Below are 12,485 nucleotides of genomic sequence, written 5' to 3'. Positions count from 1 at the left end.
TTCAGCTGAACACCACCGTACGTTTTCCGCTTAAAAACACGCGTTTTTCAACGTGATAACGCACGGCATTAAATAACGTTACCCGCTCAATATCCTGTCCACGACTAATCAGGTCATCCGGATAAAGGGCGTGATCGACGCTCTGAATGCCCTGGGTAATAATCGGTCCTTCATCCAGATCGTTATTCACATAGTGGGCAGTGGCGCCGACCATTTTTACCCCTTTTTCCCAGGCCTGATGGTAAGGGCGCGCGCCTTTAAAGCCCGGCAGCAGGGAGTGATGAATATTGATGGCTTTTCCGTCGAGTTTTTCGCACATGGCAGGTGACAGGACCTGCATATAACGGGCCAGCACTACCAGGTCGATATGATGCTGCGCCAGCAGCGCCATAATGCGGGCTTCCTGTTCGGCGCGGTTCGCGTTATTTACCGGCAGATGGTAATAAGGAATACCGTGCCATTCGGCCAGGGAACAGAGATCGGGATGGTTAGAAATGATCAGCGGGACATCAATATTGAGCTGGCCGGTGCGGTGACGAAATAACAGATCGTTAAGACAGTGATCGAATTTAGACACCAGAATAGCGACGCGTTCGCGATGCTGCGGCGGCGTGAGTTGCCAGTGCATTTCAAAGGGCATCACGCGCGGCGTGAAATTATCCCGAAAAAGGTCGGTACTGAAGGGGGAGGCGGGTGAAAAGGCAACGCGAATAAAAAAACGGTGACTGACCCTGTCATCAAAAGAGTGTATTTCATTAATGTAGTGACCGGACTCTGCCATGAATCGGGTCACAACATCCACGGTACCCAGTTTACTCGGGCAACTGGCGGTAAAAATCCATGAATCGGGCAGCGCGCTCATGGGCAGCTCCTGTGAAGAAGAGAAACGCGTGCCGTCGGAAACGCGTCCGGCCGGCACAACAGGGCATTACTTCGTAATGGTCAGGCCATATTCACGACTGGCATCCTGTAACCACAGCCAGATGTAGTCGGCGAAGCTACGACGGACGACCAGTTCCCAGCGGTCTTCGCCGGTCCGGCGGATCAGTGCGCTGCTTTTGGCAAATACCGAACCTGCGACTTTGCCCACCGGGAACGCACGGGGATGGAGATCCAACACCGTGCTTTTCTTCAGCACATCAATGGCATGTTTGCCGGAGAGCGTCAGTATCGTCTGTCCGCCGCTGACGTTGACCACGGAGTAGTGACCGTCAATCTCTGCGCGCAACGCTTTTTCCACCGGAAACAGCTGATCCATTGGCAGAACCACCAGCCACTCGTCGGGACTCAGCCAGCGCACAGAAATGTCGCCCTCTTCACAGGAGGTAAGGGGGACGGTGGGCAGCGCTACACCCAGCACCGTCAGGCAACCCCGCATAAAACTCCGGTTCTGCTGTGAACCGCGCAGCACCAGATGGCCCAGCAGCGCCTGTTCGCGCAGCTGAACGCCACCGGGCTGCGCATGGCTGGCCGCCAGCTTGTCCAGCCCGGCGTGATGCAGAGGGGATTCGGCGCGTACCTGCGCAGGCGCACACTGATCCATGACCGCCACCTGTCTGACAGTCTTTGCCGGTTTGGTTTCAGGTAAGAGGGTTTCAGACATGTTGACGTTCTCCTTTCGGATCGATAAAGACCGTGCTGCAGATTTCCGCTTCGACCACCCGGCCATCGGCCAGCGGGTAGAATACGGTTTCGCCCATGCGAGACAGCCCGCCTTTGATAAAGCCCATGGCGATGCTGCGATTCAGGTTAGCGCTCCAGTAGCTGGAGCTGATGTGGCCCAGGATATCCATCGGGACAGGCTGAGCAGGATCGGCCACCGCCTGTGCGCCTTCCGGCAAGACGATCATAGGATCGCGTGTTTTCAGCCCGACCAGCTGTTTGCGCTGGTCACGTACGCAGTCAGCCCGCGCCATGCCGCGTTTGCCGATATAGCTGAACGGTTTTGTGTCCGCGACGCACCAGCTCATATTGAGATCGTGCGGCGTCACCGAGCCGTCGGTGTCCTGACCGGCAATGATGAATCCCTTCTCGGCGCGCAGGATATGCATGGTTTCGGTGCCGTAAGGCGTCAGATCGTATTTTGCGCCGTGCGCAAAGAGTTTCTCCCAGACGTACAGGCCGTAATTGGCCTGTACGTTGATCTCAAACGACAGCTCACCGGTAAAGGAGATACGGAAGAGTCGTGCCGGTACGCCCGCTATCTTGCCTTCCTGCCAGTCCATAAACTTAAAGGTCTCTTTGTCCAGCGAGACGTCGCTGCACAGTTCAGCCAGTAAATTGCGGCTGTCGGGGCCGGATACGGTCATCGTGGCCCAGTGATCGGTCACGCTGGTAAAGAACACTTCCAGCTCCGGCCATTCGGTCTGATGGTACAGCTCCAGCCATTCCATGACGTGTGCCGCGCCGCCGGTGGTGGTGGTCATCAGGAAGTGGTTTTCCGCCAGGCATGACGTCACGCCATCGTCGAATACCATGCCGCTTTCGCCGCACATCAGACCGTAACGGCATTTGCCGACGCCCAGTTTGGCCCAGGCGTTGGTATAAACACGGCTGATAAACTCACGGGCATCTTTGCCCTGAATATCAATTTTGCCCAGCGTGGACGCATCCAGAATGCCCACGCCATTGCGCACCGCACGACATTCGCGATCCAGCGTCTGTTGCATCGTTTCGCCGGCACGCGGGTAGTACCAGGGGCGCTTCCACTGGCCGACATCCTCGAACATCGCACCTTGCCTGACATGCCAGGGGTGCATTGCGGTGAAGCGTTTGGGTTCAAACAGTTCACCACAGTTACGCCCCGCGATAGCGCCAAAGGCGATCGGCGTATAGTTCGGACGAAATACCGTGGTCCCGGTCTCGGGGATGCTCTTGCCCATCACTTTGGCGGCAATCGCCATGCCGTTGATGTTGCCCAGCTTTCCCTGATCGGTGCCAAACCCCATTGCCGTATAGCGTTTAATGTGCTCAATCGCTTCAAACCCTTCCCGCGTTGCCAGGGCGATACCGGCGGCCGTAACGTCATTCTGCAAATCCACAAACTGCTTGGGTGCGCGGCTGATCGGTTTGATGTGCGGAATATGGAACAGGGCGGCAGGAGGATGTTCCAGCCACTTTTTCACATCGGGCAGGGCGACCTCGACCGGCGTCAGTCCCAGCTTCAGCGCAGCGTCCTGCCCGGCATTGATGCCTTCCTGCAGCACGTTATCAAGCGCATAGCGCCCGTTGATGCCGCCTGCCGTCAACTGCTTCTGATGTGTCGGCCCGGGCAGGAAACCCGTCACGTCCGTGTTCCAGACCGGACGGCTGCCGGTATGGCCCGCCAGATGAATGACCGGGCTCCAGCCACCAGAGCTGGCTACGGTGTCGCAGGTGAGGGAAAAGGGCTTGCCGGCGATCGCCTCACCTTTTTTATCCAGGGCGGCAATCGTGACGCCGCTGACGCGCTTTTTGCCCTTTACTTCAATGACCGCACTGCCGGTGATGATTCGAATACCGCGGCCACGAACAGCGGCGGCCAGTTCACCTTTGGTCACGGTTCGGGTATCTACCACGGCGACCACCTCGCGTCCCGCATCAGCCCAGTCGAGCGCGGTTCGGTAAGCGCTGTCATTGGTGGTCATCAGCACCAGCTGGTGACCGGGCACCACGCCATAGCGGTTGATGTAGGTGGAGATGGCAGAAGGGATCATGCAGCCCGGTACATCGTTATGGCTAAACACCAGCGGTCGCTCCTGGGCACCAGTGGCCAGCACGACCCAGTGTGCCCGGACGCGGTGCATACGCTGGCGAACCTGGGCCGCCGCAGCGCGATCGCCTTTGTAGTCGGTTCGGTTCTCGTTAACGGTAAGAAAGTTATGGTCGTGATAGCCATTCACCGTGGCGCGCGTCAGCAGCGTCACCTCCGGCATCGTCGCCAGTTCCGCCACCACCTTTTTGACCCATTCCATCGCCGGTTTGCCGTCAATCTGTTCCCGGCTGGCAAGCAGATGGCCACCGAATTCATCCTGCTCATCCGCCAGGATGACGCGGGCGCCGCTGCGACCGGCGGCGAGTGCCGCCATCAGGCCCGCAGGCCCGCCGCCCACAACCATGAGATCGCAATGCTGGTTCATGGCGTCATAGATATCGGGATCTTTCTCGCGTGGCGCGCGACCCAGACCGGCGGCTTTGCGGATGAACTTCTCATAGGTCGGCCACATCGATTGCGGATACATAAAGGTTTTGTAGTAAAACCCCGGCGGCATCACTTTGCCGCCAAGGTTGCCTACCAGACTCATCAGGTCGGATTCGACAGACGGCCAGCCGTTGGTGGCCGAACAGACCAGGCCGTCATAAAGGGCCTGCTGGGTAGCGCGCACGTTTGGCACCTGCGTGGCTTCTGTCGCGCCAAGCTGTAGCACTGCGTTCGGCTCTTCAGCGCCGGCGGCGACAATGCCGCGTGGACGGCTGTATTTAAAACTGCGACCGACAATATCAATGCCGTTGGCGAGCAGGGCGGAGGCGACGGTATCGCCTTCATAGCCCTGATACGGCTTGCCATTCCACGTAAAGGTCAGCGTACTGGAACGGTTAATTCTGCCGCCGGACGGCAGGCGATTCTTCTGGCTCATGCGCTCCGCTCCTTACGCGTGTTCACGGGATTCAGGCTGTTCGTTGAGTGTGTAAACCTGTTTAATCTCATAAGTCTGGGTATCACGTACCAGATTAAAGAATTTGCGGCATCCCGCGCTGTGCACCCAAAGTTCGTGATGTAATCCGCGCGGGTTTTTACGGAAATAGAGAAAGGTTCCCCACGCTTCATCACTGCACTGGTCCGGGTTAGCAGGCCGCGCGATATGCGCCTGGCCACGGGGATGAAACTCTTCTTCTTCGCGATACTCACCACAGTGAGGACAGTAAATGTGCAGCATGTTGTCACTCCTTAGTGGGCTACGCCTGCGGCGCCATGTTCATCGACCAGCGCACCGGTATAAAACCGGGACAGGGCGAAGGGTTCAGCAATCGGGTGCGGCGTGCCGTGCGCTAACTGATGGGCAAACAGGTTGCCGGAGCCAGGCGTAGCCTTAAAGCCACCGGTGCCCCAGCCGCAGTTAAAGAACAGGTTGCGCACCGGGGTGGACGAGAGAATCGGGCTGGCATCCGGGCAGGTGTCGACAATGCCGCCCCACTGACGGTTCATGCGGACACGGCTGGTGCACGGAAACAGCTCAACAATGGCCTGAATGGTGTGTTCGATGACGCTGTAGGAGCCGCGCTGACCATAGCCGACCCAGCCATCAATACCTGCGCCGATGACCAGATCACCTTTATCTGACTGACTCATATAGCCATGCACATGGTTGGACATGACGACGGTATCCAGGAAGGGCTTGATCGGCTCGGAGACCAGCGCCTGAAGCGGATGAGATTCAACCGGCAGTTCAAAGCCGGCCATTTTGGCCATCACGCCAGAGTTACCGGCGGTGACGCACCCCACCCGATCCGCTTTAATCACGCCGTGGTGGCGGGTTTTGACGCCGGTGATTTTGCCGTCACTGATTTCCATATCAATGACCTCACAGTTCTGAATCAGATCGACGCCCAGGCTGTCCGCCGCACGGGCATAACCCCAGGCCACCGCATCGTGACGGGCATTGCCCCCGCGCCGCTGCACCGACGCGCCCAGTACCGGATAGCGCGCATCTTTGCTGCAGTCCAGTGCGGGGATCTCTTTCTGTAACTGGTCGCCGTAAACCATCTCGTTGTCGATGCCCTGCAGGCGATTGGCATTCGCCAGTCGTTCATTGGTGCGCAGGTCCTGCAACGTATGGCAGGTGTGATAAACCCCACGCTGAGAGAACATCTGGTTGTAGTTCAGCTCTTGTGACAGGCCTTCCCATAATTTCATGGCGTGCTCATACAGCGCTGCGGATTCATCCCACAGGTAGTTGGAGCGCACAATCGTGGTGTTACGGCAGATGTTGCCGCCGCCAAGATGGCCTTTTTCCAGCACCGCCACGTTGGTGATGCCGTGCTCTTTTGCCAGATAGTAGGCGGTAGCCAGACCGTGCCCCCCGCCGCCGATGATAATAACGTCGTAGCGTTTCTGCGGGGTGGGGTTGCGCCAGACTTTCTGCCAGTTCTCGTGATAGCTCAGACTGTGCCTGAGCAGGCCAAATCCTGAATAGCGTTGCATCATTTCTACTCCAGTAACTCTCGCGCGTGGGCGAATTGACAGACGATAAAACCGCGCCGCCGACCGAAGCCGGTGGCCGCCTGGCCTAACGGTAAACCGGGAAGTCCGCGCACAGGGACAGCACCTGCTGCTTCACCTGAGCAATCTTCGTCTCCAGCATGTCGGCGTTGTTCATCACATCCAGGATGTCGGCAATCCAGCCGGCCAGCATGCGACAGTGCGCTTCGCTGAAGCCGCGCGTGGTGACAACCGGCGCGCCAATGCGCAGACCGGAGGTCACAAACGGGGATTGTGGATCGCCGGGAACGGCATTTTTGTTGACGGTAATGTTGGCGCGTCCCAGCGCCGCATCGGCCGCTTTACCGGTCAGCCCCTGTTTAATCAGGCTGAGTAAAAACAGGTGGTTGTCGGTGCCGCCTGAGACCACATCGTAGCCACGCGTCATAAACACGTCGGCCATCGCGCGGGCATTGTTGACCACGCGACGCTGGTAGTCGGTATAGTCAGGCTGCATGGCCTCTTTAAAGGCGACGGCTTTGGCGGCGATCACATGCATCAGCGGACCGCCCTGGCCGCCCGGAAACACGGCAGCGTTGAGCTTTTTCTCCAGCTCGGGGTTGGCTTTTGTCAGAATCAGGCCGCCGCGCGGACCGCGCAGGGTTTTATGCGTGGTGGTAGTGACCACATCGGCATAGGGCAGTGGAGTGGGATAAAGGCCCGCCGCGACCAGGCCCGCCACATGCGCCATGTCGACAAACAGCCAGGCACCGACCTTATCGGCAATGGCGCGGAAGCGCGCCCAGTCCACGACGCGTGAGTAGGCCGAGAAACCGGCGACGATCATTTTCGGCCGATGTTCCAGCGCCAGCGCTTCGACCTGTTCATAATCAATTTCGCCGCTGGCTTCATTCAGGCCGTACTGCACGGCACGGTAAATTTTGCCGGAGAAGCTGACATGGGCGCCGTGCGTCAGATGACCACCGTGCGCCAGGCTCATGCCCAGAATGGTGTCGCCCGGCTGGCACAACGCCATATAGACCGCCGCATTCGCCTGCGAACCCGAATGGGGCTGCACGTTAGCGTAATCGGCACCAAACAGCGCACAGGCACGTTCTGTTGCCAGTTTTTCGACTACGTCGACATATTCACAGCCGCCGTAGTAGCGCTTCCCCGGATAGCCTTCTGCATATTTATTGGTCAGTACCGTACCCTGAGCCTGCATCACGCGCGGGCTGGTGTAATTCTCGGAGGCGATAAGCTCAATATGCTCTTCCTGACGCACCGCTTCCTGTTCAATGGCCTGCCACAGTTCACTGTCAAAGCTTTGAATATCGTCGCGCTTCGCAAACATGCTTTTCTCCTTGCCCGGATAACCACGCAGCGCCTGCTTTGGGCCTGAACCGTTCAGGGCAGCGGTAGAGTGAATGTGGGAGGGATAATAACCAGCGCCACCGATGCCGGAATGTTTGGTAGCGCCCCGGCGATGTCAATTTGCGACATACCCACGCAAGGCGGACACATTGAACGGTGAGGAACGGCAGAAAGGGCAAAACATGGCGAATTCATCGCCAAATACGTCGTTATCCGGCATCTCTTGTTTTTCATCCGCGCAGATAATGCGGCTGTCATTCACTCAACGGCAGGCATAAGCCCGGGAGCGCAACATGAGTATCAGTGTCTTCGATCTGTTCAAAGTCGGAATTGGTCCCTCCAGTTCACATACCGTTGGCCCTATGCGCGCGGCACAACGCTTTGTCGAACCGCTCGGTCACCGTGAGGATCGTGGGATGATTTACCGCATCAAAGTCGAACTGTTTGGTTCGCTCAGCGCCACCGGGCGCGGGCACAGTACGGATAAAGCGGTACTGATGGGGCTGATGGGCGCGTCACCCGATACCGTCGATCCCGTTACGATCAACAGCACGATACAGGCGATTGATGAAACCGGCTCCCTCACACTGCCCTGGGGAGAAAACATTGCGTTCGACAGCCATGAGGACCTGCTGTTTGTTGATGATGTGCTCGCTTACCATCCGAACGCGATGCGCCTGAGCGCGTTTTACCGCAACGGGCAAAGCCATTCGACCGTGTATTACTCCATTGGGGGCGGATTTGTGCTGGATGAGGATGAGGCGCTGGCGTCGGCACATCTGGTGCCACAGTGCACGCTGCCCTACGACTTTAACAGCGGCGCCGCTTTGCTGGCACACTGTGCGGACCGGCAGTTACGCATCAGTGCACTGATGCTGGAGAATGAAAAAGTCTGGCGCACGGAGGCCGGGATTCGGACCGGTCTGGCGCAGATCTGGCAGGTGATGCAGCAGTGCATTGCCAATGGTCTGGAAAATGAAGGCATCCTGCCGGGAGGGCTTAACGTGCGCCGACGAGCGCCCATGCTCTACCGATCGCTGTGCCGCGCCTCAGCGGAAAATGTGATCAGTTCAACCCTGTCGGCGATGGACTGGATCAACCTCTATGCGCTGGCGGTCAATGAGGAGAATGCGGCAGGCGGGCGTATGGTTACCGCCCCCACGAACGGGGCGGCAGGTATTATCCCGGCGGTACTGATGTACTACATGAAGTTTGAACCCCAGGCGCGCGAAGACGATGTGGTCGATTTTCTGCTCGCGGCGGCGGCGATCGGCGCACTGTGCAAGAAAAATGCTTCCATTTCGGGGGCCGAAGTCGGCTGCCAGGGTGAGGTGGGGTCCGCCTGTGCTATGGCGGCAGCCGGCCTGACCGAGGTGCTGGGTGGCACGCCCGAGCAGGTCGAAAATGCCGCCGAGATTGCGCTGGAGCATAATCTCGGTCTGACCTGCGATCCGGTTGGCGGACTGGTGCAGGTGCCGTGCATCGAACGCAATGCCATTGCGGCAATGAAAGCGATAAACGCGGCACAGATGGCGCTGCGCGGCGACGGTCAGCACTTTATTTCGCTGGATAAAGTGATTCGCACCATGCGCGACACCGGACGGGATATGCAGGATAAATACAAGGAAACCTCGCGCGGTGGGCTGGCGGTCAACGCGATTGAATGTTAACAATGTGTTGGTTTTTGGTTACTTGCGCTTATGGGTTCGAATAAAAAACAGCCAGAAAAACACGTCACAAAACAGTGCAATAAAACCGTCATATGACTAAAACGGTTCAGCGGGTGCACCGTTATGAAGCCTGCCTGCGTTGAAAGGGCAGCAATGATCAAATCTGTGAAGCTGAACAAACATTTGTTTCGCTTATGTTAACTGTGTGTCATTTTTGCGTCGTGCGACCTGGTGACGAATGGCATGGCTGTTGCTTACTCTATAGGTGTTGGAAAGCAGTTGGGTGAAATACCCCTGGGTGATGTTCCTGTTAAGCCTAATAGAGGTCAGCGCACATGTTCGATACAGACGCAATTCATAAACGTTCCTCTACTGAAAATAAAACGCGCAGCGTAGGCTTTCTGCTGGTGAATAATTTCACCATGATCGCGCTGGCAACCGCCGTTGAACCCTTACGCATGGCGAACCAGCTGAGCGGCAAGGAGCTGTACAGCTGGTATACCGTCAGTGAAGAGGGCGCGCCCGTTGTCGCCAGTGACGGGATTGCCATTACACCCGACCATTCGATGGCGAACGTGCCGGCACTGGATGTCCTGATTGTGGTCGGCGGTGTCAACATTACCCGCAGCTATTCCAGTCGACAGATTGGCTGGCTGCAAAGTCTGGCGCGCCGTAAGATCCTGATTGGTGGCATCTGTACCGGCCCGTACCTGCTGGCGGAAGCGGGGCTGCTGGATGGCTATCACTGCAGCGCCCACTGGGAATGCATAGCCTCCATGCAGGAAGCCTATCCCCGCGTGATCTGCACCAATCAGCTGTTTGTGATTGAGCAGGATCGCATGACCAGCAGTGGCGGTACTGTACCGATGGATATGATGCTGACGATGATTCAACGGCATTTTGGCCATCAGCTCACCGCCGCCATTTCAGAGATGTTTATCTGCGACCGGGTCCGCAACGAGTCCGATTACCAGCGTATTCCCCTGCGCCATGTACTCGGCACCGCCCAGCCCAGCCTGGTCGAAGCCGTTTCCCTGATGGAGGCCAATATCGAAGAGGCCATCGATCTGGATGAACTGGCCGGATACGTGGGCCTGTCCCGGCGACAGCTGGAACGGCTGTTCCAGAAATATCTGCACTGTTCGCCCTCACGTTACTACTTAAAGCTGCGTCTGTTCCGCGCCCGTCAGTTATTAAAACAAACCTCCATGTCGATTATTGAAATTGCGCTGGCCTGCGGTTTTGTTTCCACGCCGCACTTCAGTAAATGCTATCGCGAACACCTTGGCGTGCCGCCGCGTGAAGAGCGGCGCGGCGTTCACAGCCAGGGCAGCGGCAAAACGCTGACGCAGTTTTTCATGGCCGACCTGCCCGGCCTGACTAACTGGCAGCAGGAAAGCACCGTCTCCACCTCCCTGCGTATTCTGAACGAAGCGCGGTTTGAACCCACCTTTGGCTCCGTCACGCTGCCGGGCAATCTCTGACGCCTGTCTTACCCCACTGCGTCAGCAAAAAACAGCCTTTCGGGGCTGTTTTTTGCTTCGGGTCCCGCAACGTATTGCCGTTTTTCTGTGCCCTGATCTGCGCCAGCGGTCAGGCAAGTGACGTTTTCAGAACAATTCTGCCCGCGCGTAAACCCTATTCTGTTTTCATCAGGCCGCATCCGGTTATGACGTAAACCAGAGAGGAAGATATGAACGCGACTGAATTGCATGATTCTGCGATTGTCATTGATGGGTTGGTCATTGCGAAGTGGGACAGAGCGCTGTTTGAAGATATGCGCCGCGGCGGACTCACCGCGGCCAACTGCACGGTATCCGTGTGGGAGGGCTTCCAGAGCACGGTGAATAACATTGTCGAGATGAATCACCTGATTGCGCAAAACGCCGATCTGGTCACCAAAGTCACCACGACGCGCGATATCCGCCGCGCTAAGGACGAAGGCAAAACCGGGATTCTGCTGGGCTTCCAGAATGCCCATGCGTTTGAAGACCAGCTTGGCTATATCCAGGTGTTTAAAGAACTGGGTGTCGGTGTGGTGCAGATGGCCTATAACACGCAGAACCTGGTCGGTACCGGCTGCTATGAGCGTGACGGCGGCCTCTCGGGCTACGGCCATGAAGTCGTGGCGGAAATGAACCGTGTCGGCATGCTGTGCGACCTGTCGCACGTCGGCGCGCAAACTTCGAAAGAGGTGATCCTCGCCTCGAAAAAACCGGTGTGCTACTCACACTGCCTGCCATCAGGTCTGAAAGATCACCCACGCAATAAATCGGATGAAGAGTTGAAGTTTATTGCCGATCACGGCGGCTTTGTTGGCGTCACCATGTTTACCCCGTTTTTAAAGAACGGTATCCACTCCACCATCGAGGATTATGTCGAAGCCATCGACTACATCTTTAACCGGGTCGGGGAAGACCAAATCGGCATTGGCACCGATTTCACCCAGGGACATGGCCAGGCATTTTTCGAATGGCTGACTCACGATAAAGGCTACGCCCGCCAGTTAACAGACTTCGGCAAGATCATCAACCCGGAGGGCATTCGTACTTTGGGCGAATTCCCGAATTTAACCGCCGCCTTGTTACGTCACGGCTTCACCGAAAAGCAGGTGCGTAAATTTATGGGCGAAAACTGGCTCAATCTGCTGGCCAATGTCTGGAACGAGTAAATCCGTTACCCATTCCTGTGAACACGTGAGGTTAAACCATGGCACATGCGCCTGAAATGCCTATCAGCGTCGATGATGAAACCGGCGTCTGGACCACCGATGCGTTACCGATGTTGTACGTACCGCTCCACTTTTTTGTGAATAACCATATGGGCATCGAAGAGGAAATCGGTGCAGAACGCTATGCCGCGATCCTCTACAAAGCGGGCTATAAATCCGCCTGGCACTGGTGTCAGAAAGAGGCCGAACTGCACGGTTTTTCGGGTGAGGCGGTGTTTGAACACTACATGAAACGCCTTTCTCAGCGCGGCTGGGGCTTTTTTACCACCGAGTCGCTGGACCTGAAGCAGGGGACCGCGCGCATCCGGCTCGATCACTCCGCGTTTGTGTATCAGTACGGCAAAGTGAACCGTAAGGTGGACTACATGTTTACCGGCTGGTTTGCCGGTGCCATGGACCAGATCGCCGAAAGCCTGGGCTACAGCGTAAGAACGCAGGCGGTGCAGACGCAGAGTGCGGCGGAAGAGGGCTGTGATTACGGCATCTTCACCGTTTCGCCGCGCTAAACACGCACGCGCCGCAGCCTGCTGCG

Annotated in this window: 10 protein-coding genes; 4 read left to right on the top strand and 6 right to left on the bottom strand. The window is 57.3% G+C overall.

Features of this window, described 5'->3' with window-relative positions; translation table 11 throughout:
• Position 1: 1 nt before the first annotated feature.
• The 6 genes from purU to glyA form a co-directional block, all read right to left on the bottom strand.
• On the bottom strand, positions 2 to 862 hold the full coding sequence (purU, locus tag RAC65_RS04465) for a formyltetrahydrofolate deformylase (protein WP_033740385.1): 861 nt from the start codon (positions 860 to 862) through the stop codon (positions 2 to 4).
• Positions 863 to 928: 66 nt separating this feature from the next.
• The gene (locus RAC65_RS04460; protein ID WP_081011341.1) at positions 929 to 1,603 is read right to left on the bottom strand and encodes a sarcosine oxidase subunit gamma; all 675 of its coding nucleotides are present in this window, start codon (positions 1,601 to 1,603) and stop codon (positions 929 to 931) included.
• Entirely contained in the window at positions 1,596 to 4,616 is a 3,021-nt protein-coding gene (locus tag RAC65_RS04455) for a sarcosine oxidase subunit alpha family protein (RefSeq protein ID WP_375096402.1), read from the bottom strand. Before RAC65_RS04455 ends, RAC65_RS04460 begins: the two co-directional genes overlap by 8 nt.
• A 12-nt stretch (positions 4,617 to 4,628) precedes the next feature.
• Positions 4,629 to 4,916 (bottom strand): sarcosine oxidase subunit delta, encoded by a 288-nt coding sequence (locus tag RAC65_RS04450; protein ID WP_033740381.1) that lies wholly within the window; start codon positions 4,914 to 4,916, stop codon positions 4,629 to 4,631.
• 11 nt (positions 4,917 to 4,927) lie between these two features.
• Positions 4,928 to 6,181, bottom strand: coding sequence for a sarcosine oxidase subunit beta family protein (locus RAC65_RS04445; RefSeq protein WP_033740946.1), 1,254 nt, complete (start codon positions 6,179 to 6,181; stop codon positions 4,928 to 4,930).
• Positions 6,182 to 6,266: 85 nt separating this feature from the next.
• Positions 6,267 to 7,532 (bottom strand): serine hydroxymethyltransferase, encoded by a 1,266-nt coding sequence (glyA, locus tag RAC65_RS04440; protein ID WP_375096401.1) that lies wholly within the window; start codon positions 7,530 to 7,532, stop codon positions 6,267 to 6,269.
• Positions 7,533 to 7,845: 313 nt separating this feature from the next.
• Between glyA and RAC65_RS04435 the strand changes: the two genes are divergently transcribed.
• From RAC65_RS04435 to RAC65_RS04420, 4 genes are all read left to right on the top strand, one after another.
• Positions 7,846 to 9,222 carry an L-serine ammonia-lyase gene (locus tag RAC65_RS04435; RefSeq protein ID WP_375096400.1) on the top strand — a complete coding sequence of 459 codons (1,377 nt, stop codon included), beginning with the start codon at positions 7,846 to 7,848 and terminating at the stop codon, positions 9,220 to 9,222.
• A gap of 335 nt (positions 9,223 to 9,557) precedes the next feature.
• Complete coding sequence (locus RAC65_RS04430) at positions 9,558 to 10,706, top strand: GlxA family transcriptional regulator (protein ID WP_033740379.1); 1,149 nt, start codon at positions 9,558 to 9,560, stop codon at positions 10,704 to 10,706.
• Positions 10,707 to 10,915: 209 nt separating this feature from the next.
• A complete protein-coding gene (locus tag RAC65_RS04425) occupies positions 10,916 to 11,893 on the top strand; it encodes a dipeptidase (RefSeq protein ID WP_033740378.1) in 978 nt (325 codons plus the stop codon).
• A gap of 38 nt (positions 11,894 to 11,931) precedes the next feature.
• A complete protein-coding gene (locus RAC65_RS04420) occupies positions 11,932 to 12,459 on the top strand; it encodes a DUF5943 domain-containing protein (RefSeq protein ID WP_375096399.1) in 528 nt (175 codons plus the stop codon).
• Positions 12,460 to 12,485: the final 26 nt, after the last annotated feature.

Source organism: Pantoea sp. BS_8 (assembly GCF_041954965.1).
In the GTDB taxonomy this organism is placed as follows: domain Bacteria; phylum Pseudomonadota; class Gammaproteobacteria; order Enterobacterales; family Enterobacteriaceae; genus Pantoea; species Pantoea stewartii.
Note: the sequence above shows the minus strand (reverse complement) of the source record. Positions and strands in the feature narration are given on the sequence as shown.